The sequence below is a fragment of the Pseudenhygromyxa sp. WMMC2535 genome (genome assembly GCF_011083025.2).
This window is the reverse complement of the sequence record NZ_JABJWV010000001.1, coordinates 4,620,172-4,642,869: the sequence shown is the minus strand read 5'-3', so window position 1 is coordinate 4,642,869 and position 22,698 is coordinate 4,620,172. Positions and strand designations below refer to the sequence as shown.

12 protein-coding genes and 1 CRISPR repeat array are annotated in these 22,698 nt (G+C 67.6%); of the genes, 4 read left to right on the top strand and 8 right to left on the bottom strand.

The annotated features are described in order from the left end of the window. Positions 1-52: 52 nt before the first annotated feature. Positions 53-2,209: a CRISPR direct-repeat array (repeat unit 36 nt; unit sequence GCTTCAACGGGGCCGCCCTCAAACGAGGGCGGAAGG). A gap of 272 nt (positions 2,210-2,481) precedes the next feature. Further along, positions 2,482-4,767: a heparinase II/III family protein gene (locus G6O69_RS18275; RefSeq protein ID WP_176396936.1), complete on the bottom strand. Its 2,286-nt coding sequence runs from the start codon at positions 4,765-4,767 to the stop codon at positions 2,482-2,484. 20 nt (positions 4,768-4,787) lie between these two features. Then, a complete protein-coding gene (locus tag G6O69_RS40315; RefSeq protein WP_255215811.1) occupies positions 4,788-5,375 on the bottom strand; it encodes a hypothetical protein in 588 nt (195 codons plus the stop codon). A 54-nt stretch (positions 5,376-5,429) separates the two neighbouring features. Between G6O69_RS40315 and G6O69_RS18265 the strand changes: the two genes are divergently transcribed. Next, entirely contained in the window at positions 5,430-5,966 is a 537-nt protein-coding gene (locus G6O69_RS18265) for a hypothetical protein (RefSeq protein ID WP_176396591.1), read from the top strand. Positions 5,967-6,092: 126 nt separating this feature from the next. Here the strand turns inward: G6O69_RS18265 and G6O69_RS18260 are convergent, their stop codons facing one another. From G6O69_RS18260 to G6O69_RS42230, 6 genes are all read right to left on the bottom strand, one after another. Further along, entirely contained in the window at positions 6,093-6,671 is a 579-nt protein-coding gene (locus G6O69_RS18260) for a hypothetical protein (RefSeq protein ID WP_176396935.1), read from the bottom strand. Beyond that, complete coding sequence (locus G6O69_RS18255) at positions 6,625-7,200, bottom strand: hypothetical protein (RefSeq protein ID WP_176396934.1); 576 nt, start codon at positions 7,198-7,200, stop codon at positions 6,625-6,627. The genes G6O69_RS18260 and G6O69_RS18255 overlap by 47 nt, the downstream gene beginning before the upstream one ends. Positions 7,201-7,464: 264 nt before the next feature. Continuing rightward, on the bottom strand, positions 7,465-8,214 hold the full coding sequence (locus G6O69_RS18250; RefSeq protein ID WP_172304781.1) for an ATP-binding protein: 750 nt from the start codon (positions 8,212-8,214) through the stop codon (positions 7,465-7,467). A gap of 11 nt (positions 8,215-8,225) precedes the next feature. Next, a complete protein-coding gene (locus G6O69_RS18245; RefSeq protein WP_172304780.1) occupies positions 8,226-8,819 on the bottom strand; it encodes a hypothetical protein in 594 nt (197 codons plus the stop codon). Then, positions 8,816-15,490, bottom strand: a complete 6,675-nt coding sequence (locus G6O69_RS18240; protein ID WP_176396933.1) for an RHS repeat-associated core domain-containing protein — start codon at positions 15,488-15,490, stop codon at positions 8,816-8,818. The genes G6O69_RS18245 and G6O69_RS18240 overlap by 4 nt, the downstream gene beginning before the upstream one ends. Before the next feature lie 113 nt (positions 15,491-15,603). Further along, positions 15,604-17,547: a S9 family peptidase gene (locus tag G6O69_RS42230; RefSeq protein ID WP_172304778.1), complete on the bottom strand. Its 1,944-nt coding sequence runs from the start codon at positions 17,545-17,547 to the stop codon at positions 15,604-15,606. Between the two features lie 445 nt (positions 17,548-17,992). On the opposite strand from G6O69_RS42230, the gene G6O69_RS18230 reads away from it, so the two are divergent. The 3 genes from G6O69_RS18230 to G6O69_RS18220 all read left to right on the top strand — a co-directional run bounded on the left by G6O69_RS18230 (position 17,993) and on the right by G6O69_RS18220 (position 22,678). Continuing rightward, positions 17,993-19,651 (top strand): M66 family metalloprotease, encoded by a 1,659-nt coding sequence (locus G6O69_RS18230; protein ID WP_172304777.1) that lies wholly within the window; start codon positions 17,993-17,995, stop codon positions 19,649-19,651. Positions 19,652-19,659: 8 nt separating this feature from the next. Continuing rightward, positions 19,660-21,036 (top strand): PQQ-like beta-propeller repeat protein, encoded by a 1,377-nt coding sequence (locus G6O69_RS18225; RefSeq protein WP_172304776.1) that lies wholly within the window; start codon positions 19,660-19,662, stop codon positions 21,034-21,036. A gap of 100 nt (positions 21,037-21,136) precedes the next feature. Next, positions 21,137-22,678: an SGNH/GDSL hydrolase family protein gene (locus G6O69_RS18220; RefSeq protein WP_172304775.1), complete on the top strand. Its 1,542-nt coding sequence runs from the start codon at positions 21,137-21,139 to the stop codon at positions 22,676-22,678. The last annotated feature ends 20 nt before the right edge of the window (positions 22,679-22,698 follow it).

Below are 22,698 nucleotides of genomic sequence, written 5' to 3'. Positions count from 1 at the left end.
GGCGGGTGTTTTTTTGTGTGAGGATGCTCCAGGGACGTTGTCGTGGGACGGAAGGATCTTTTCGAACCGCAAGAGCCAGGGCGGAAGGCGGACATGTCCTTCCCCAGCCCCGCTCCGATCGGCGAGCTTCAACGGGGCCGCCCTCAAACGAGGGCGGAAGGACGGGCTACGGCCACGCGAGGGGCCTGTCAAAGCGCTTCAACGGGGCCGCCCTCAAACGAGGGCGGAAGGGCGGGTAGACGAGCAAGGCGGGGACGAACAGGTCGCTTCAACGGGGCCGCCCTCAAACGAGGGCGGAAGGACAGCACCGACTACCCGCCCTTCGCTCCCTACGCTCAGACCGGGCTTCAACGGGGCCGCCCTCAAACGAGGGCGGAAGGCGGACGGGCAGGTGCTCTGCCGCGGCGAGGACGGGGCTTCAACGGGGCCGCCCTCAAACGAGGGCGGAAGGCGGGAGGGACTGGTGGGGAAAACGCAAAAGGGAGTCGGAGCTTCAACGGGGCCGCCCTCAAACGAGGGCGGAAGGGGTGATTCGGTTTTGGCGGGGTGTCTCGGGCAGTTACGGCTTCAACGGGGCCGCCCTCAAACGAGGGCGGAAGGCGCCGCGGCCGAGCGCCGAGCGATCCTGATCCACGAGCTTCAACGGGGCCGCCCTCAAACGAGGGCGGAAGGCAGCAGGTGCCCTCACCACCCGAGGGCGGGATCCTGCTTCAACGGGGCCGCCCTCAAACGAGGGCGGAAGGAAAGTGTACGAGTCCGTCGCCTACCACTCGCCAGCGCTTCAACGGGGCCGCCCTCAAACGAGGGCGGAAGGCACAGGCCCGAGGGTATGACGACAAGTTCAGCAATGCAGCGCTTCAACGGGGCCGCCCTCAAACGAGGGCGGAAGGCTGCCGGCGGAGCCAGCGTGGAGATCGGACTCGAGGTGCTTCAACGGGGCCGCCCTCAAACGAGGGCGGAAGGCCGGAGATCGCCAGCTGGGCAGCCCTGGTGAGGGTGTCGCTTCAACGGGGCCGCCCTCAAACGAGGGCGGAAGGTCGACTATATCAATGGCCGTCGCGGCTCCCGAAAGCTATGCTTCAACGGGGCCGCCCTCAAACGAGGGCGGAAGGTTCACGGCGTGAGCGGCGGGGCTTTCGGGGTATGTCGCTTCAACGGGGCCGCCCTCAAACGAGGGCGGAAGGCCGCAGATTTCTCGGGCGCGCCTCGCACTCGCTCACCGGCTTCAACGGGGCCGCCCTCAAACGAGGGCGGAAGGTCCTCCGCAAGCGCTTAGACGAGGAGGCCGAGGCGCTGCTTCAACGGGGCCGCCCTCAAACGAGGGCGGAAGGCCGAGCCAATCTCCTGCCGGACATCATCGCCCCCGAGCTTCAACGGGGCCGCCCTCAAACGAGGGCGGAAGGGGCCCCGGCCAGGGTCTCGCGCCGCTCCCCCCGCAAGCTTCAACGGGGCCGCCCTCAAACGAGGGCGGAAGGAAACTGTCGCGGATAACGCGACGCTGTTTGGACACTTGCTTCAACGGGGCCGCCCTCAAACGAGGGCGGAAGGCAGCGTCGCGCTGGCGGACCCGGTGCGCGGTTGGGATGCTTCAACGGGGCCGCCCTCAAACGAGGGCGGAAGGACGCCTGCACCGCGAGGGAGTGGTGGCAGAGGTGTTCGGGCTTCAACGGGGCCGCCCTCAAACGAGGGCGGAAGGCTGCAATCGTGTGATCCTGGTCGTCTGCGGATAGCCAGGGCTTCAACGGGGCCGCCCTCAAACGAGGGCGGAAGGCTAAGCTAATGGTGTGTACGGCGCGAGACCTAAGGCTTCAACGGGGCCGCCCTCAAACGAGGGCGGAAGGGCCAGCCCTAAAACTCGCTCCAGTCTGAAAAGTGGGGCTTCAACGGGGCCGCCCTCAAACGAGGGCGGAAGGCCACGGCCCAAAAGCGCATATTCGATGCGGCCACGGCTTCAACGGGGCCGCCCTCAAACGAGGGCGGAAGGAGGCCGATGATGTCGAGGCGGAGCTCGGGCGGCTTCATGGCTTCAACGGGGCCGCCCTCAAACGAGGGCGGAAGGCTGGGAAACAGCGAGGGGTCAGGGACCGGCCTGAGGGGCTTCAACGGGGCCGCCCTCAAACGAGGGCGGAAGGCAACTCTCCTCCTTGATCCCGATGCGGAGCGCGTTCGTGTTGCTTCAACGGGGCCGCCCTCAAACGAGGGCGGAAGGGGCTATTTTCTAACCCCATGAAATTACAAGCTTTCTCAGGCCTTTTGCACGCAGGGCGATTTCGCGCGTGGGTGAACTCCGTTCATGTGTCTCTCTTCAATTTTCAAACAGCCCGCCACACCCACCTCAGACCCCGAATTCGTCATTTTGCACGCAAGACCGGGGTTTGACTGCGTCCAACCCCGCGTGCAACGAACCTACACCTCAATACCCCAACTCGACCCACGCACACAACATGAGAACAATCACAATCAATTCACCCATGCACAAATCTACCCCTCGACCACCGTGATCCCATCAATATCCCCACCATCCACCACCGTCACCGCATCGACCTCCAGCACGCTCCCCCGCGACAACAACACAAAGGCCTCCCCCTCCATCCGCCAAACCACCAGCCGCGCATCGGTGCTCAACAAGCGATCATCCGGCAACAAAAACGGCCCCGGCACATCCGCCTCCCGGCTCATCACCAGATCCACGAAGTCCGGACCAGCCACCCGCCACGCCGCGACTCCAGGCCCGAGATCGAGGGCCGCCACGCTCAGCGGCGCCTCGAGCTCCCCGGGCGCCGCCGCCACGCGATAGGGCGCGACCACGGCCAGGAAGCCCGGCGCGAGCGCGTCGATCACCCCATCGAGCACGGCGTGGTGCCCATGCCCGCTGGTGATCTCGTGAACATGGGGCGCCTCGCCCTCGACGAAGGCCGGCTCCTCCAGGCTCAGGCCAGGCGCGGTGCTGGCCAAGTAGAGCTCGACCCCCGCCAGGCTCCGCTCCCAGCGTGCCCCGGTGCTCGCTAGCTCGAAGCTCCCGCCGGCGTCGTAGCCCGCCCAGCCGCTCACTCGGAAGCGATGCTCCCGAGCCGCGACCGCGCTCGTGCTCAGGGCGTCGGCGACCACGAAGTAGCGCTCGTCGACCATGACCACGGCGCGCTCGACCAGCGTGTCCTGATAGCTCTGCGAGCCCTCGGCGTAGTCGAGGGCCTCGCCGTCGTGGGTCGCGCCCATGAACGCGTCGGCGTCACCAAAGTCCTCGAGCAGGCCCTTGTCGGGGGCCGTGCGCCCGTCGATCAGCACCAGGTTGTGGGCCCAGCTGTCGGCCGTGCGCGCGTTGTCGAGGGGCGAGGGCTTGTAGTAGCCGGGGTCGATGAGCAGGTACTCGCCGTAGGCCGCGACCTGAAACGAGAGGCTGTCCACGTGGTCGTGGAGGGTCTTGCGGACGTCGCCGTGCTCGGCCAGGAAGAGCAGCCAGCGAGCGTCGCGGTCCCAGCCGCTGCGCAGCACGGCCACGCCGCCGGCGTCGAAGAAGCGCGACTCGAAGGCGGGTTCGTGCGCAGGCACGCTGTCGTCGACGTGGACGAGGTGGTGGGCGATGGTCTCGAGCCCGCGGGTCATCGACAGCTCATCGGCGTCGAGCCAAGCCCACAGATACTCGCCGCCCTCGCCGCTGCGCCCGGTCTCGAGCGCGGCGCCAGGGAAGTAGCGCAGGCGCCCGTCCTCATAGGGCGGCCAGTGGCCCGAGGGCATGCGCAAGGCCAGCTGCCAGTCGAGGCCGCGCAGGTAGGGCGGGTGCTCGAAGGCGCTGGTGAAGGTGAAGGCCTCGCCCTGCACGCAGCCGTGGTCGCCCCAGGGATCGGCGTCGTTGCGGTTGATGCAGTCGCGGGTGGCGGACAGGCCCTCGTTGCCGCTCACCGCCATGGCCAGGAAGAACACATAGGAGGCCGAGAAGCCAAACTGGTGATAGTCGGGTCCCTCGGACACGGCCCCGCCTTCGCTCATGTAGTGCCCCTTGGGGCCGAGCAGGTAGTCGAGCTCCGACAAGCTCCAGTCGCGCCAGGCCGCGCCCTCGGTCCGCTCGGGGTAGGCGTTGGCGATATAGGCCATGGCCAGCGCGGTGCGGATCGGGTGGTTGTTTTGCGAGGGCGTCAGGTAGAGCAGGCGCGCGATGTCCTGGACCACGAAGACCTCGTGGATCTGCTCGCAGAGCGCGATGAACTCCTCGATGTAGGGCTCGGCCTCGGCCTCGTCGAGGTAGCCCGCGCCGAGCAGCAGGTCGATGGCGTCGGCGTAGGCGTAGGTGATGTGGAGCAGGCGAATGTTGCTGTCGGTCAGCGGCCCGGTGTCGAGGTCCGCCTGGAACGCGTCGAGGCGCGCGCGGGCGATCTCGGCGTAGTCGGGGTCGTCGAACAACCACGCAAAGAAGGCCGCCCCGCGCACGATCTGGGCGTTGTGGAGCTCGGTGTCGAGGTGCCAGACCTCGGCGTCGGGGCGCTGCGCGGGCGCCTTGTCCACGCGCGCGTGCAGGGCCGCGAGCACGCTGGCGTAGGGCTCTCGCTCGATGCGCTCGAGCACGATGGGCTTGTGCTCGGCGCGGACGAAGAGGTGGGGGTAGTCGGGGTTTGGGGTCGGGGTGTCGGGGAGGTCCGCGGGCGGTGGCTCGCCGGTCTCGCTGTCCGTGGCGGCCTCGTTGGTCTCGGTGCCTCGCTCGCTCTCGTCCGGGTCCGCAGGGGAGCCGTCGTCGGCGCACGCGAGCGCGGCGCTCAGGCTCGCGGCCAACACTGTCCTTTTTTGGGCTCTCCTCAAGGTTTAGTGGATCCAGAATGGGTAGATGTAGGCAGGATACGCATGAATGTCGCCGTAGCATAGAAAGAGCATGGAAACGAGCGAGGCGACCGAGTGGAAGCCGTAGGACCGGCGGGTGATCGTCCGGGCCTTACCGTTGAGGCCCTCGACACGGCCGTTGTCGAGGCGGTCGGGGCGTTGAGCTGGCGCACGAGCGCCGCGCCGCGGGCTCGGGCGCTGTCGTGGAGCTGCTGGATCTGCGCTGCGCTCGGGCCGATGTCGCCGGCTTGCTGATCCGCCCGCGCGCTGGCGCTACCGCCTCCGCCGATGTCGCCTTGTTGGGCTTGGCCGCTGCTGGCGATGCCCTCGGCGGTGCGCGTGCCGACCACGGGCACGGTCATCTCGAAGCCGAAGTCTTGGGGCTCGCTGTCGCTGCTGCTGTCGGGATCGGTGGACGCGGCCGTGGGCATGAAGCCCGAGGGATCCGTGCGCGCCAGCGGCTGGTTGAGGACGTAGGCGTAGCGGTTCCAGCCGCTGTTGCTCAGCGGATCCACCACGAAGGGATCTGCCGACGCCATCCGGCCGGTGTCGACGATGGCAGACATCTGCGGGAATCCGAGCGCGAGCCTGCGCGTAGCGCGGGGCTCGCGACCGGAGATGTGATCGTCTTTGGCGTCGAGAGTCGACCGGTCGGCCCTTATGAGGCCGCACGCGAGTTGATCTCGGCGAGCGTGATCGTGGCCGAGAAGACAGTGATCCGCGCGCGCGTCACCGGTGAGATCCGCTATGCCGAGCACTTCGGGACCAACGCGGGTCACGGCCTGCGCGCAGGGATGGCCGTCGATGTGCCGCGCTCCGTCGTGCTCGGGGCCGGTCGGCCGCAGCCCGCCGAGGGCTACGGCAGCAAGGGGGATCCCGTGGACACCTTCAAGGCCAGCACCGAGACCAAGAAGACCTACAAAATCCACCCGAGCACGCCCTACGACCTTCAGCTTCCCTATCGCACGAAAGAGCTGGAGTGGTACGTGGATCCGCAGCTGGCGACGATGAAGCACATCGGAGAAGACGGGCTGCTCGAACAGATTTCGTTCACCGAGGGCAGCATGCGCGGGGACGTCACGGTGCGAGCGATCGACAACGACCCGATGCAGGGCAAGGTCCTCGTCGGCCGCTGGGACTTCGTGCTGGACGACTGAGCGTCCGCTGGCATGGACAAGCGGGAGCCGCCTTCGTGGCCCATCCGGGTCCAGTCTCGAGAGTGTTGCTCATCGACGGAACTGGAGCTGGCGTTGGTTGGCGTGCTCGTCCCTCCCCTTCGGGGCTCACTTGTTGACTGGGAGTGGAGACAATACGATGGCTGACTGAGGAAACTGCCTCAACGATATTCCTGATTCGTATAACCGCTTTGCTCCGGGCGTATACCTGCAATACCTACAGATCCCCTCCGCACCGTTTTTCTCGTGCCTTTCATTCATCCCAGCCTTGGTGCGTCGCTTGAGGTCGGATGCAATCTTTTTCCAGGTTGGCGTGCTCTCGAGTGTGCTCAGGTGGCTTTCCGTCAGTCCGCGAGGGCCGAGGCTTCCAAGGTTGAGGATGAGGATGTCAGTGTTGGCATCCATGAATTCAGATTGTTTTTTTGCTGAGCAAGATATCTCACATTCACTAAACACAAACTCATCAGGCCATGCTGAGAGCCCCCCCGCCTCGATTGTCTGAGAAGAGATATTTATGACTGAGAATGGAAAGAAAAAGACCGCAGCACCATTAATGTCGTAGCTTTTCAGCCATGACGAAACCATTTCTGCCAATTCTTCTTCTGTTGCATAAAATTGCGATGATATTGATGACATTTCTCTACCTGTCGTATGGCGTGAAGTCTGTAGGAGTCTGGCCAGGACCATTCAGGTCTTCGAGGGCCTCTACTTCTCGCTTGACAGGACTTCCGTCCGCCCTCGTCCTGCCAACGTTTCGCCCGCGAATGTTTCCTTCTGGAGTCCTATATAGGATGTCAGGTCGGCGCCCTGACTTGTGTCCTCCACGAGTATGGATGAGCTGTTCTTTGCGTCCTCCACCTCCGATTATGACATTTCCCTCTTCTTCCAATTTTTTGGCCTCCGAGCGAATTTTCGCGTTGTGGGGCGCGTTGGGATCCGTCTTGGGCCCGCGCTTCTTCCCTTTACGCTTAATGGACCCCGCGATCAAGATCTCCCCTCCTTCGCGCACCGCCTTGCGCTGCCCCGCGCGCTGGATCCCCCAGCGCAGCGCGCCGCCCACCATCTCGACGTCTCCCGAGAGGAAAAACATCGCCAGCTCCACCGAGACGACCACGTACGTCGGCGGGTCTTGCATCGTGGCGATCACGCGTGCGCCTGCCTCCTGCGAGACCTCCAGCCGGCGCCGCTCTTGCGAGGGGTTTTCCGGCCGGACCATGACGTCGGTGAAGCCCTGGAGCGGCGGGGCGTTGAGTTGGCGCACGATCCCTGCGCCGCGGGCTCGGGCGCTGTCGTGGAGCTGCTGGATCTGCGCTGCGCTCGGGCCGATGTCGCCGGCTTGCTGATCCGCCCGCGCGCTCGCGCTGCCGCCTCCGCCGATGTCGCTTTGTTGGGCTTGGCCGCTGCCTGTAGACGATCGCAAGGAACCGCGGGAATTCGAGCGCGGGACTTCGACCCTCTCAAAGCGCGGCCGGAGTTGGAGTCAGCGCTTGCGCCGGGCCTTACGCTTTCGAGTCGAGCGGGCCTTGCTCTCCTTGACGCGGTACGAGGCACCGCGGATCTCGATGATCTCAGCGCGATGGCACAGGCGGTCGATCAAGGTGACCAGACAAGCGGCGCTCTCGAAGACCTGGTTCCACTCGGAGAAGGCCTTGTTGGTCGTCACGACGATCGGCACACCGCGCTCGTAGCGGCGGCGGACGACCTCGTAGAGCAGATCGGCGTGGCGGTCGTCGTAGCGCAGGTAGCCGACCTCATCGAGGACGAGGAGCTTGGGCGCGACGTAGCGCTTGACCCGGGTGCGAAGCGTGGCGCCGTCGAGACCGGACAGGTCGTTGAGCAAGTCGGCGGCGACGCAAAAGCGGACGGAGTGTCCGCGCAAGGCGGCCTCGTAGGCGAGGTTTTGGGCGATCATGGTCTTGCCGACGCCGTTGGGCCCGAGCAAGACGACGTTGGCGGGCTCGGTCAGGAAGTCGAAGTCGAAGAGCTCCTCGACGAGGGCGCGGTCGATCTTGCTGGGGTGCTTCCAGTCGAAGTCGACGATCGGCTTGAAGGCGCCGATCTTGGCCGACTTGATCCGGTACTCGCGGCTTCGCCGAGCCCGCTCGCGCTCCTCGAGGTCGAGGAGCTTGGCGACCCAAGGCTCGCGCCCGAGGGCGTCCCAGGCGGCCAGGAGACCGTACAGGCGCAGCTTGGCCGCGCGCTTGCGCAGCTGCTCGGGCTTCGTCCCCACCTGGGATCGGCCTATCGCAACCTTTTCAAGGAACGTTCGACCTCTTGCTGAAGAGATGGGAAATTCCTCAACTCGAGAAGGATTTCTCGAGCGCGTGGATATTTTGAATTTTCTAGTGCTTCAAGCAAGAGGACCCGGCTGGTTCCATGCTTTTCGTCTTTCAGTAGGTCAATTACCTCGCCTAGGAAACGCTCGTCATACGAAGCGATTTTTGCCAGGGCGACTGCCAGTCCATCCTTGACCTCCTTTTCCGTGGTTCGCTCAAATTTCTCTAGAAGTGTAGCCCAGTGAGTGCTCGCGCTGGGTGTTGCGAGTGCGCGAGCAATGGCCTCGAGGATACGGGGCGGATAGAGCTTGTTGATATGTTTAATGAGAATGGGGATCACCTTAGGGGGAGTCTCGTTGTTCAGCAGATCCCATACACGATTTACGTTGACCCCGACTGTGTGAAGGTCATCGATGATGGGCTTCTGTGCAGCCAGGAGTTCAGCTTGTGTGCGCCTTTGTTTTTCAGCCCTCTCTTCCATTTTCTGGACCCACTCGGGATCGTCATGAAGACTCTCGAGAAAGCTCTTGGCGGTATTTTTTTCACTTTTGTTTGTCATGGGATGAACCGAAGGGTAATGTCTCCGCTTTTTACTGCTTCCCTCAAGGGAGTTGATAGACTCGTCTCTGGGCGAACGTACAGATGGAATTCACGTCCAGTCTTTTGAGCATAAGCCGAGAAGTCCCGAAGCTGGGAGATATAGCTTAGCTTTTTTGTGTTTTTGACTTCGCTGACAATGCTGCTTATGGAATTTTCTGTCATTCCGTCGGGTATTCGGCGGCGTCCGTTGATCTCGATGACTTGCTTTGGTCCGATGTCATATACCTCTCGAACCGCCGCTTCTCCAGCCTGACCGGCGAGAACGGGCTCCTTGCCACCTGTTTTCTTGCGGTTCTTGCGCTTCCAGCGTTTTCCCAGGTTTTCGAGAAGCGTCTCCCCTCCTTCGCGCACCGCCTTGCGCTGCCCCGCGCGCTGGATCCCCCAGCGCAGCGCGCCGCCCACCATCTCGACGTCTCCCGAGAGGAAAAACATCGCCAGCTCCACCGACACGACCACGTGCGTCGGCGGGTCTTGCATCGTGGCGATCACGCGTGCGCCTGCCTCCTGTGAGACCTCCAGCCGGCGCCGCTCTTGCGAGGGGTTCTCCGGCCGGACCATGGCGTCCGTGAAGCCTTGGAGCGGCGGGGCGTTGAGTTGGCGCACGATCCCTGCGCCGCGGGCTCGGGCGCTGTCGTGGAGCTGCTGGATCTGCGCTGCGCTCGGGCCGATGTCGCCGGCTTGCTGATCCGCCCGCGCGCTCGCGCTGCCGCCTCCGCCGATGTCGCTTTGTTGGGCTTGGCCGCTGCCGGCGACGCCCTCGGCGGTGCGTGTGCCGACTACCGGCACGGTCATCTCGAAGCCGAAGTCTTGGGGCTCGCTGTCGCTACTGCTGTCGGGATCCGTGGACGCGGCCGTGGGCATGAAGCCCGAGGGATCCGTGCGCGCCAGCGGCTGGTTGAGGACGTAGGCGTAGCGGTTCCAGCCGCTGTTGCTCAGCGGATCCACCACGAAGGGATCTGCCGACGCCATTCGGCCCAGGTGCGGGTCGTACATGCGGCCGCGCATGTGCAGCAGGCCGCTGTCCGACTGGGCTTCGTGGCCGGTGTAGCCGCGGTTGATCGGGCTGAGCGCGGCGAATTCTTCGGGCAGGGTCCAGTCTTCGGGGTCGCGGGCCTTGCCCCATAGGTCGTAGGACTGGCGGTGCTCGAGCACGCCCGCCTTGGAGCTCAGGGCGTCCGTCGAGCCGAGGTGATCCACGTGGATGTAGTGGGTCGTGCGCGTGGCTTCGAGGTCGCTGTGGGTGTCGACGACGTCGGCGATCAGCCGCTCGGGGCCGGGGATGTAGTAGTGGTGCTCGGTGGTCTCGGGGGTGCGCTGGCGCTGGTAGAGATCCGTGACGTAGATGGTTTCGCGGGGGCCGCCCTGGGCTTCGGCGTAGCGGTAGACCCGGGCTTGATCGGCGTCGTACTCGAACTCGGTGAGCAGGTTGTTCTCGAGGAGCTGCGCGGGGGCGTCGAAGGCGGTGTAGGTGATCTTCAGGGTCTCGCCGGGGGCTTCGCGGGCGAGGAGGTTGCCCTTTGGGTCCCAGGTGTGGGTGCGGCCGTCGGCGTAGGTCAGGCGTCCGTTGGCGTCGTAGTCGTAGGCGCCGCGATCGCTGGCGAAGGCGAGGTTGCCGAGGGCGTCGTAGGCGAAGTGGCGGACGTGCTCGCTGCCGGACTTGGTGGTGGTGGTCTGGATCGGGCGGTGGAGGTCGTCGTAGCTGAAGACTTCGGATTGGGCGCCGAGCAGGTCTTGGCGGCGCAGCAAGGTGCCGTCGGGGTTCCAGTCGTAGCGCAGATCCTGGAGGTCTCCGCCGAGCAGGGAGTGGGTCTGGATCTGCTCGACGAAGCCGCGCAGGGGGTCGTAGCTGCGGGTGGTCTGGGCGCCGTTGCCGAGGCGCTCTGTGCTGATCCGGCCGGCTTGGGTGAGGGACTCGAGGGTCCATAGCGGGGCGTCGTCGGAGCCGCGGCGGACTTCGACGAGGTCGCCGCTTTGGGCGTGGAGGTTGCGGATCCAAAACGGCTCGCTGAGCTCGTTTTCGGGGTAGTGGATCTCGGCGAGGCGGTCGTGCTGGTCGTAGGCGAAGCCCAGGGCGAAGGGCTCGCCGGCGATGACCTTGGTGAGGGCGCTGAGGCGGCCGTGGGGGTCGTAGTCGTAGAGGTCTTCGTGGCCGCTGGGGCTTTGGGTGTGGGCGAGGGCGCCGATGAAGGTGGTGTCCCAGGTCCAGGTGGTCTGGCCGTCGGGGTCGTCGCGGGTGATGAGGCGGCCGAGGCCGTCGTGGGTGAAGGTGGTGAGCTGGTCGTTGGCGTCGAGGATGGCCGCGAGCTCGCCGTGGCCGTTGTAGGCGTAGCTGCGCGGGCCTTCGCTGGGGTCGTGGCTGTGGGTGAGGCGGCCGAGGTCGTCGTAGGCGAAGGACTTGATGGTGGGCGGGGCTTCGCCGGCGGGGAGGTCGAAGCCTTTGTGGGGCTCGATGCAGTTGGGGCGGACTTGGGTGAGCTGCTCGAAGCTCGAGTAGTCGAAGCACAGGCGCTCTTCGTCGGGGGAGCCGAGGGCGCGGACGCTCTCGACGAGGCGCAGGGCGCCGTCGTAGCGCAGGCGGGAGGCCGTGCCGCCGAGGTCGTGGTGGAGGACTTCGTGGCCGGCGTAGTCCCAGCGCTCTTCGCTGAGGTCTGGGAGGAGGTGGCGGACGAGGCGGTCGTCGTGGTCGTAGAAAAAACGCTCGTAGCCGTCTGGGAGGGTGCCGACGAGGGTGGGGAGGGACTGGGCGATGTGGTGGCCGGCTTGGTCGTAGCGGCTGTGAGTGACGCGCTCGAGGCCGTCGGCGAAGAGGGCTCGTTCGTGGATGATGCGGCCGAGGCGGTCGAGGGCGAGGCTTCGGTGGCCGTGGCCTTTTGTGGTTTGGCGGAGCTCGAGGACGGGGGCGTCGGGGTCTTGGTCTTGGAGGGCGGCGTAGCTGAAGGTGATGTCGTCGCCGCGGGGGTCGTCGCCGGCGAAGTGGCGCAAGGCGGTGACGTGGCCGAGGCCGTCGTAGTTGGCGACGAGGCGGAGGTTGTTTGGGTCGCGGGTCTCGGTGAGTACGCCAAGGCCGGGGTGCCAGCGGAGCTGTGTCTGGTGGCCGAGGGCGTTGGTGGTGGTGATGGGGAAGACGCCGTGGTCGTCGAACTTTGTGGTGTCCGTGCGCAGGATGCCGCCAGTGTCGATGGCGGCGCGGGTGACTTCGTTGCCGTGGGCGTCGTAGGCGTAGCCGGTGACGAGGCGCAGCTCGGCGTCGTTTGGTTGGGTCTCGTGGTGGAGCAGCGCGCCGGTCTCGGGGTCGTAGGCGGCGATGGACTCGCGCGTGCGGACGGGGATGCCCGGCTGCTCGAAGCTCAGGACGGTCTTCGTGGGCAGGCCCAGGAGCCAGGTCTCGGCGTCGTTTTGGTAGCTGGTCTGGGTGCGGTAGGTGAAGGTCTCGCTGCCCGTGGAGGTCGTGCGCGTCCAGTGGGTGGGGTTGCCGAAGTCGTCGAGGGTGAAGACGGTGTGGACCTCGCGGGTGATGCGGTGGTCTTCGTCGAGCGCCGTGAGCGCGCAGAAGTCTTCTTCGCAGGCGTCGAGTTCGTAGCGGCTGGCGAGCGTCTGGGCGGCGTAAGGGAGGTAGCTGCCCGGGCCCGTCGAATGGACTTTCAAGCTGTGGCTGGTGACGCGGACGACGTGGCGGCCGGTCTCGGGGCTTCGGCGGTCTTCAGCGACGAGTGAGGGCATGCCCGCGAAGGGGAAGGCGTGGAGGTCGTCGTCGTAGCTGGGGTCGAAGCGGACGAGTCGGCGGTAGACGGGGAGCGCGTCTCGCCACTCGGTGGTCTCGTGGAAGCGAAAGCCCAGGCTGCGCTGGGCCTCGCGGTCTCGCCGGGCGGTGCCGTAGCGGTGGGTGAAGGTCTGGGGGGCATCGCTGATGCCCGAGTCCACGCGGTGGGCCTCGACGAGCAACCGCGGGCTTCGGTCGCAGCGGGCAGGGTAGAGGCAGGTGACGCTATCGAGCTCGGCGTCGGCGTACTTTTCGGGGGCGTCGATGTCCGCGCTCGCGCGGTAGTCGACCTCGATGCGCGCGCCCAGGCCGTTGGTGATGGCCTTCAGCTTGTCGGGGACCTCGCCGGCGTGGGTGCGCAGCTGCCAGCTGCTGCCGAGGAACACGCCTGGGTCGTGCAGGCCGTCGCCGTCGAGGTCGAAGGCGCCCACGCTGTGGACGTTGGATGCGAATTCTTGAACGGGGCTGTGAAAGACCTCGGCGTGCTCGTGCAGGACGCCTTCGCTGTCGAGATTGAAGATCGACCAGTTCCAGGTGTCGTCGTTCGGATCGCTGACGGGGGAGAGCAGATCCAGGCGGCCGTCGGCGTCGTAGTCGAGCACGCCCGCGGCCAGGAAGCGGCGAAAGCCGCCTTTGCCGGGCTCGGGGCTGAGCAGCAGCCAGCCGCCGTCGACGAAGCCTGCGCCGGTGTTGCGCCACAGACGGATGCCGCCCTGCTCCGCCCAGGGCGGATCCGTGACGACGATCGTCTGCATGAGCACGCCGAGGTCTTCGGCCGTGTCGCCGGAGACCAGCTCATAGCGGAGGATGTCCGAGAGGCCGTCGCCGTCGATGTCGAGGATCTTGTCGAGGCCGAAGCCTTGCATCGAGCGGGGGAAGTCCTCGTCGAGGTAGGCGTCGTTGTAGTGGGCGGTCAGGCTGGGACGCCAGCGCTGCGCGAGGTCGGGCGGAAGGCCGGTGTCCTCGAGCGAGAGGCTCCAGTCGCCGGGGCTCAGGCGCAGGGCGTGGTAGTTGGACCACTTGGATGAAGGGATCCAGGCGCCGAGCTGCGCGTCCCAGGTGGGGATTACCAGCAGCGAGGCGAGGCCATCGCCGTCGTGGTCGAGGGCGAGGAGCTTGTCGTAGACCGAGCAGGGCTCGCCGGTGTCGACGACCTGCTCGGGGGAGAACGTCTCGCCAGGCAGGTTGGGGGTGAAGTGCCAGGTGCCGGTGCCGAGCTCGGGCTCGTCGAGGGCGTTTGGCAGCGGGTCGCCAGCGCAAAAGAGCAGGTCTCCGAGGCCGTCGCCGGTCTGGTCGTGGGCGGTGAACTGCCAGATGGGAGAGACGCCGGGATCGAACTCGACTTGCTCGACGCCGCCTTCGGGGCGGGCGAGGGCGAGGTAGAAGGCGCTGCCGGCTGGCGGGGCGCCGCCGAAGTAATTGATGGAATCGCCGAGGCCGACGGCGTCATCACGGCCGTCGCCGTCGATGTCGGCCGCAAAGAGCGGCGGCGTGGCCGGGGCGAGGTCGTCGTAGCTGGGGCCGGCGAGCAGGCCGGAGATGGGGTCTTCGTGGACGAGGTAGTGACCCAAGCCGAGGCATTGCGCGAGGTCGTCGTCGCGGGTGCTGCATGGGGCGACGGCCGTGTCGGCGTTGGGCTGAGAAGTCCACAGCTCCCAGCCGCGACCTTCGGGGGCGGGGGTGTTGGACTGGCCGACGGCGAGCAGGAAGTCGCTGCGGCCGTCGCCGTTGGCGTCGAGGATGGTCTGGGCGAGGACGCGGGGAGCGAGGGTGTTTGGCGTGTCGGACCAGATGCTGGCGAGGTAGGGCCAGGCGTATTCGATGGCGAAGTTCGTCTGCTCGGGGACGGCGTCGAAGTCGAGCTCGCCGGCGGTCCACGCGAAGGTGGTGTCCGGCCGGCAGACGCCTTGCGCGTCGCACTGACGGACGGCGTGGAGGAGGCTGCGGCCCGTGATGGAGGGGGTGTCGTAGTCGAGTTCGTAGCGGTGAACGAGCTCGCCCTCGGCGAAGGTGCTCAGGGCCGCGAGGCGCTTGGTCTGGCGCTGCGGCGCGCCGAGGCGCCAGCCCTGGGCCGGGTCTGGGCGGTCTTCCCATTCGAGGCGGACGTGGCGGGTGAAGGCGTGGAGCGTGGTGTGGCCGCCGTACTCGAGGCTGGTCAGCCAGCGCTCGACGTCGGCCTCTCCGTCTTCGAGGAGCTCGGTCTCGTTCGTGTAGTTGAGGGCGTAGACGTTGCCGAAGCGGTCGCGGCGCTCGGCCAGAGACCAGCTGGCGAGGCCGCGCGGATGCAAGGCGACGGCGTCCCGACGGCAGCCGTAGAGGTCGATGGTGCCGTCACTGCGCCGGACCTCGAAGCCGAGACCACCGTGACAAGACTGCTTGCTGCTCTCGGTGAAAGCGATGGCGCGGACAGACGAGAGGTCATCGCGCTTGGGCCGGTAGCGGGCGCCGGGCTGGAGGTGCTCGCCCTCGACGAGGCGCAGGCGCTGCCCATCGAGGCAGAGCGCGTCCTCGTCATCGAGGTGGACACCGCGAAAGTAGCCGTCATCAGCGAGCGTCCGCGGACAGCGGTCGATGGCCGAGGCCCCAGAGAGCGCCCAGCCAACGCCGAGCCCACCGTCCCCGCGCTGGCTGTCGTACTCGAGGGAGAGGCTTGGCGCAAAGCCACGGGCAGCCGGCGGAAGCGCGAGCGGAACGCTATAGCGCGCAGCCCCGCGATCATCGACCACAAAGGTCCCGGGCAGCGTCCCGACGGGTGCAGACGCGGTGAGCTGGGGCGCACTCTCAGCCAGCGGCCCCGCGAGGGTCAGGCGTTGGACAAAGCTCGCCGCCAGCGACGTCGCACCAGCCCGCGGCGGCAGCACGAGCAGCACGACCAGACCGAGAAGCGCGAGCAGCGAGTTTTTACGGGCTCGACTCGGCTTCGCAGCGCGCATCGCCCAAGCATCGCCGATCTCCCCACGAAGATCAGCAACAAAACACCCGCTCACCCGCGATTCTTCACATGCGTATCAAACCAATCCAAGAACCGATTCGAAAAATCCACACCATGCACATTCTCGCGGATCCCATGCCCCTCCCGCGGATAGACCACCAATTGCGTCACGACCCCGAGCCGCAGCAACGCACGATAGAGCTCCGTGGACTGGCCCAGGGGGACGCGGCTGTCGGCGGCCCCGTGCACGATCAGCGTCGGCGTCTTCGCGCCCTCGATATGCGCCAGCGGTGAGCGCTGCCAGGGCAGCTCGACGTCGTCCCAGGGCCACAGCTTCCAGTGCACGAGCGAGTTCTCGTGCTCGATCTCCGTGGTCCCGGTGAACGAGATCCAGTCGGTGATGCCCGCGGCGACCATGGCCGCCCTGAAGCGATCGCTGTAGGTCGTGGCCGCGAGCGCCGAGAAGTAGCCGCCGTAGCTCCAGCCGCCCATGCCCACGCGCTCGCCGTCGACGATGCCCTCGGCGACGAGGTGATCGATGCCGGCGAGGACGTCCTCGAATTCGGCGCCGCCGAGGTCTTGGTGATCCGCCATGGCGAAGCTCGATCCACGCCCGGCGCTGCCGCGGTAGTTGGGCATGAAGACGGCGTAGCCGCGGGCGGCGAAGAGCTGCGCGGGGTAGGTGGGGCGAGAGCCCCAGCCGTCGAGGGTGACGCCTTCGGGGCCGCCGTGGGGGAGCACGGCCAGGGGGTAGCGCGTCCCCGCTTGGTAGCCGACGGGCAGGATCAAGATGCCCTCGAGCGCGAGGCCGTCCTTGGCGGTCCAGCGGACCACCGACTGCTCGCCGAGCTTGCGCGTGAGCAGGTCGGCGTTGGAGACGCTCAGCCGGCGCAGGCTCTTGCCGCGCAGGGTCCCGGCGAAGAGCTCGCGGGGGTGCGTGGCCGTGTCGCCGGCGCAGGCGACGACTGGCGCCCTGGCCGGTCCGCCGAGGTCGAAGTCGTGGCAGATCGGGTCGTCGGCGAGGACCCGCGTGGGCTCGCCGCCAGCGGCGGGCAGCCGCCAAAAGACGGTCTCGGTGCCCTGATCCGCGAGGACCAGCAGCTCTTCGTCGCTGGTCCACGCGAGCCCGGCGCCCGTGGCCTCGCGCGTGGGCGTGAGCGCCTGGGCCTCGCCGCCGCCAGCGTCGACGACGTGGACGATGCCGGCCGTCGAGTCGTTGATGTTCGCGGCCCCCAAGAAGGCCACGCGATCACCTTGGGGCGACCACGCCATCGCGCCGAGCTTGCCCTCGGTCTTGGTCAGCGCCTGAAAGTCGCCGCCCGCGGCGGCCACGGTGTAGAGCGCCGAGTACATGTAGACGTGGTCGACGGCGGCGCTCTCGCTGGCGCGCACGGCCAGGCGATCGCCCTTGGGCGACCACGCGAAGTCGATCACGTGCTTGTCGGCGCCGAGCTCCGTGGCCGCGTCCTTGCCCAGGTCGTGGACGAAGAGCCGGGTCTTGGTGCCGCCGGCCTCGTCGACGATCCAGTCGCGCCCGGTCTCGCTGGCCTCGCGCTCGGCGTCGGTCTCGCGCGCGCTCGTGAACGCGATCCGATCGCCCTTGGGCGACCATTCGAAGCTGGACACGGAGCTCGACGACTCGAACGAGACCTCGGCCTCGCCGCCGTCGATGGGCATGGCGTAGACCTGCGCGTGATCGTCTCCGGGGCGATCCGAGATGAAGGCCAGGCGCCGGCCGTCGGGGGACCAGCGCGGGCTCCGAGAGCTCTTGCCGGCGGGGGTCAGACGCCTCGGTGCGTGGGTGCCGGCGACGTCGGCGATCCAGATCTGTCCCCGCGCGCCCCCAGGCTCATCGAGGGATCGGGGTGCCCACAGCAGATAGGCGACCCACTTGCCATCGGGCGACAGCTCGACGTCCGAGACCTGACGCAGGCCCACGAGGTCCTCTGCCGTCAGGGCTTCGCCGCGCGGGGTCGCCTCGGCCTCGCGACCCACGACAAGGTCGCGGGAGCCTCGGAGGCGTGGGCGCAGGCGCCGAGCAAGACAGTGGCGAGGACGGGGACCAGCCTAGGAGCCCGTGGTGGAACCCAGCGCGGCTCCTGGCGCCGGGTTTTTCGTCGAGGGCGCGAAGCCAAAACGCCGCTGTACCGGGCGTACTGCCAGTTTTGGCGACAAAGCCCTCGGCGAAAAGACCAAGCGAGGTGTCGTGTTGGGTTTCACCACGGGCTCCTAGGAGCCATGGGCGGGAGAATAACGAAAGCAGGCGCAGATGTTCGAGGGCTCGGCGTGCACTCCGCGGGCTCTCCCTCGGCGCCCGGGCAAGCCCGCGCACGGAACATCTGCGCCGGGCTTTCACGCGCCGCGGAGGCCCCAGGGGTGGTAAAAGTGCGCTATGCGACGTTGGTCTCTACCCTGCACGACAGCCCTCGCGCTGGCCTCGATGTCGGCGTGCTCAGACGACTCCACCGCCGGCGACGACGCCCTCGAATCCACGGGCGGCGACGAGATCGACTCCACCGCCGGCGAGGGCGAGTCCGCTGGTGAATCCGCCGGCGAGTCCGGCGGGGGCGAGGGGGAGTCTGGCGGGGGCGAGTCCGGCGAGGACACGGACGACACCGGGGGCAGCGCGGAGCCCTTCGTGCCCTTCGACGAGGCCGACTGGGCCCACGGCGACATCAGCATCGAGCGCGTCGAGGTCAACCAGGGCGTGGCGATCACCGTGGTCGAGAACGGCGAGCTCGTGCCCGCGGACCAGCGCCCCGGGCTGGTCAAGGATCGCAACGCGCTCATCCAGGCGTTTTGGAGCGTGCCCGCCAACTGGCAGCCACGGCCGATCCTCGCCAAGCTCCACGTGCGCGAGACCGACGGCACGCTGCGCACCTACGAGGTCACCAAGACCATCGAGGGCGAGCCCAGCCAGGGCAGCCTCGCTGGCGCGCTGACCTGGCAGCTGCCCGCCGACAACTTCCAGGGCAACCTCGAGTTCTTCATCGAGCTGTGGGAGGCCGAGGACCCCGGCAGCGTCGCGGCGTCGAGCGCCTCGCCCTCGACGCCGAGCGGCGGCATGCAGCCGATCGGCGTGACCGATGAGCCCATGGAGGTCAAGCTGTGGATGGTCCCGGTCCAGTACGCCAACGGCAACTGCGTGCGCGATACGACCGAGACGCTCACCGAAGAGTTCGACACCTTCACCAACTACTTCTTCTCGCAAAACCCGATCCACACCCTGAACGTAGCGATCCACGAGGAGCCCCTGGTCGTCGACTTCGAGGTCACCACGCTCTCGCAGATCAACAACATGTTGGTCACCAGGCGCTTTCAGGACTTCGCGGATCCCAACGAGTACTACTTCGCGCTGCTCGACGCGTGCACCGGCGGCATCGACGGCGCCGGCGGGCTCTCGCCAGGCACCCCCATGCCCCTCAAGGGCCTCGGCGACCTGCGCGTGTCCACCGGCCTGCTCGCGAGCGTCGAGTGGTCCAAGGGCGCCTTCGTCCACGAGCTCGGCCACAACCAGGGCCGCCCGCACTCGCCCTGTGGCGACCCCGACGGCCCCGATCCCAACTACCCCTACGACGGCGCGACGATCGGTGTCTATGGCTTCGACGTGCTCACCGGCCAGTGGTACCCGCCCACGCGCAAGGACTACATGAGCTACTGCACCCCGACTTGGGTCTCCGACTGGACCTGGGCCTACGTGCACGAGCAGGTCCGCCAGCTGACCTCGTGGGACTACGAGGGCAAGTCCGGCGACGAGGACTTCAACGAGATCCTCCACGGCTGGGTCCACCCCTCCGGCGAGCAGAGCTGGTGGACCTCCGCCGGCGAGCTGCCCCCCGAGATGCTCAGCGTCGCCGAGAGCGTGGCCTTCTACGACGGCGAGGGCGAGCTGATCGCCGAGCAGCCCGCGGCCAGCTGGGTCCTCGACGACGACAAGACCCGCTACTTCATGGCCGAGGTCCCCGACTCGGAGCTCGACCTCGTCGCCGAGATCGTCCGCGTGTCCAAGGACGTGCCCAGCCTCGTGCCCCGGGCCGAGGTCGTCCGTCGCTACGACAGCCAATTCCTCGCGCCCAGCCAGGCCCCCGCCTCCGAGTAAAGCTCTCCATGACCAAGACTGACTTGTTCACCCACGCACCCACCTGCGCCCTCGCGGCGCTCATCGCCCTCACCGGCTGCTCCGACGACGCCGCCGGGACGGAGGGCGACGGCGGGACCGACACCGGCTCGACCTCCGGCGGCGACGAGATCGACTCCGAGTCCGGCTCCGTAGACGAGTCCGGCTCCGCAGACGAGTCCGACTCGAGCGACGAGTCCGACACCGGCGAGGCCGAGACGCCCTGCTCGCTGCGCTGGGAGGCCCTGGCCATGAAGACCAACGGCCAGACCCACGCGGCCTACGACGTCGACATCGCCGACGACGGCACGATCGTCACCGTGGGCCTGGTCGGCAACGACGACAACGACGCCTGGATCGCGGTCTACGACGCCGAGGGCGAGCTCGTCTGGGAGGAGACCATCGACAGCGGCATGGGCAACGACTACGCCGAGGGCGTGGCCTTCGACGCCGAGGGCGACGTGGTGTTCGTCGGCAGCAAGGCCAGCGCGGCCGACAAGGAGCTGTGGATCGAGCGGCGCAGCGTCGCCGACGGCAGCGTGATCTGGTCGATGAGCGAGCCCAGCGATCACGGCGACAACGAGCCCGGCGACATCGCGCTCGCCCCCGACGGCGCGCTGCTCGTCGCCGCTGGGGTCTACGCCGCCGCGCAGGACCGGGACATCCAGCTGCGCAAGATCGCCGTCGCCGACGGGTCCGAGCTGTGGACCAGCAGCTACTCGGGCGAGCTCGACGCCAACGGCTACTCCATCGATCAGGTCACCCAGCTCGCGGTCGCCCCCGACGGCACCGCCTACGTCGCCGGCTCCCAGGCCGTCGACTACCAGACCCGCGAGGGCGTGCTCGTGGCCTTTGGCCCCGACGGCGGCGAGCCCAGCTGGGCCGTGTCCCCGCGGGCCTCCGGATCCGCGCACACCCACTACGGCACCGTGGCCGCCGCGGGCCCCGAAAACGAGGGCTACTTCGTGATCCGCCAGACCGGGGCCAACCCGCGCTCGTGGATCTACCGCGTGTCCGCCGACGGCCAGGTCGAGTGGGAGCTCGAGGACGAGCTGTTCGAGTTCGCGCCGACCAGCAACTGGATCTTCGCGGGGCTCGACGTCGCCGAAGACGACAGCTTGACGATCTCCGGGCGCCTGACCAATGAAGAGGTCGGCCAGTCCCTCGACTGGTCCGAGGTCTTCGTGGCCAACTTCAGCCGCGCGGGTGAGGGTGAGTGCATGGAGACCCACACTTGGGACAACGACCGCATCGTCCCGGCCTCGAGCTACGGCTACGGCATGGCCGAGGGCCCCGACGGCGCGGTGGTCGTCGGCGAGGTCATCAACGGACCCGAGAACTACCTCTACATCGCCGCTTTCAAGTAAGCGTAAAGTAGCGAGGTCGCGGGCACATCGCGCGACGCGACCTCGCTATACTCCGGGCATCGACACTCTAGATGAATGCCCTGGCGCGGGTGAGCCTCCCATGCTCGCCCGCCTCGCCACCTTCGCGCTCGCGACTTCGCTGCTGGCCGCGGGGCCCCTCGCCTGCGTCGTCGACTTCGAGGTCAGCATCAGCGATGGCCTCGACGATGATCTCGGCGAGACCAGCCTCGACGGCGAGAGCGGCCTCGACGATGACCCCGGGGATGGCCCCGACGATGACACGGGGGTCGATACGGACCCCCGCCCCGACATCCCCGACGACGAGGGCTCGGACGAGGCCGACTCCGACACGGACTCGGACACCGGGGGCGAGACCGAGGGCGGCGACGAGAGCCTGCCCCTCTACCCCGGCGGGCGCGTGCACTCGCCGATCACCGCCCCCGTGGTCGCGGCCCTCCAGACCCTGCGCGCCGCGGCCCCCGGCGCCGCCGAGGACCTGTTCATGAAGGTCGGCGCGTCGAGCACGGTCAGCACCAACACCTTGTACTGCTTCGCCCAGGGCCCGGTGGATCTCGATCTCCACGAGGGCGCCCTCGGGTCCACGCTCGACTGGTTCCTGGCCGGCGAGGCCGTGGACACGACCCCCTTCGACCGCGAGACCCTCGCCGCGCAGGTCGGCAAGACCGCGAGCTGGGCGCTCTCCGGCGACCCCTCGCCCCTCGAGCAGGAGCTCGAGGCCCTCGCCGCTGGCGACCCCGACGCGGGCCCGAGCCTCGCGCTGGTTCACTACGGCACCAACGACATGCAGCAGGGCCTGACCTACGCCTCGGCCCTGCCCGGCTACTACGCCAACATGAGCGACCTGCTCGATCTGCTCACCGAGCGCGGCGTGGTCCCGGTGGTGTTCGGGCTGTCGCGGCGCCTGGATCAGGATAGCGCGGACCTGTGGGTACAGAGCTACAACGCCGTGGCCCGCGGCCTCGCCCAGGCCCGGGCGCTGCCCTTCGTGGATCTGCGCGAGGCCCTCGAGCACCTCGACGGCTACGGCATCTCGGGCGACGGCCTGCACCTCGAGGCCTACGCCGAGGGCGCCTGCGTGCTCACCGAGGACGGCCTCGGCCACGGCTACAACATCCGCAACCTGATCGCGCTCGAGTCCCTGGCGCGGGTCTCGGCGGCCCTGCTCGAGGATCAGCCCCAGGCCGAGGACCAGGGCGCGGCGAGCCTCGCCGGCGAGGGCAGCATCGACGCGCCCTTCGAGATCCCCGCCCTGCCCTTCGCCGACGCCCGCGACAGCGCCGCCGGGCCGACCTTCGAGCTCGACGTCTACTCGGGCTGCGGCTCCACGGCCGACGAGTCCGGGCCCGAGCACGTCTACCGCCTGGAGCTCGCCGAGACCACGGCGATCCGCGCCATCGTCCTCGACCGCGCCGGCGTCGACGTCGACCTCCACCTGCTCGACGGCCTCGACGTCGCCGACTGCCTGCTGCGCGACGACACGATGATCGAGGCCACGCTCGAGCCCGGGACCTACTTCTTGACCCTCGACACCTACGTCAACGGTCAGGGCGTCGAGCAGGCCGGCGACTACGACTTCGTGATCCTCGAGTGCGAGGCCGGGGACACCGACTGCTTGCTCTGAATGCTCAGAGTCTGTGAATT

Bases quoted from the DNA above. Each gene is read 5' to 3' on its own strand.
- G6O69_RS18220 (WP_172304775.1), top strand. From the start codon at position 21,137: ATGCTCGCCCGCCTCGCCACCTTCGCGCTCGCGACTTCGCTGCTGGCC.
- G6O69_RS18230 (WP_172304777.1), top strand. From the start codon at position 17,993: ATGTCGGCGTGCTCAGACGACTCCACCGCCGGCGACGACGCCCTCGAA.
- G6O69_RS18255 (WP_176396934.1), bottom strand. From the start codon at position 7,200: ATGGTCCGGCCGGAAAACCCCTCGCAAGAGCGGCGCCGGCTGGAGGTC.
- G6O69_RS18225 (WP_172304776.1), top strand. From the start codon at position 19,660: ATGACCAAGACTGACTTGTTCACCCACGCACCCACCTGCGCCCTCGCG.
- G6O69_RS18260 (WP_176396935.1), bottom strand. From the start codon at position 6,671: ATGGTCCTGGCCAGACTCCTACAGACTTCACGCCATACGACAGGTAGA.
- G6O69_RS18245 (WP_172304780.1), bottom strand. From the start codon at position 8,819: ATGACAAACAAAAGTGAAAAAAATACCGCCAAGAGCTTTCTCGAGAGT.
- G6O69_RS40315 (WP_255215811.1), bottom strand. From the start codon at position 5,375: ATGTCTGCCATCGTCGACACCGGCCGGATGGCGTCGGCAGATCCCTTC.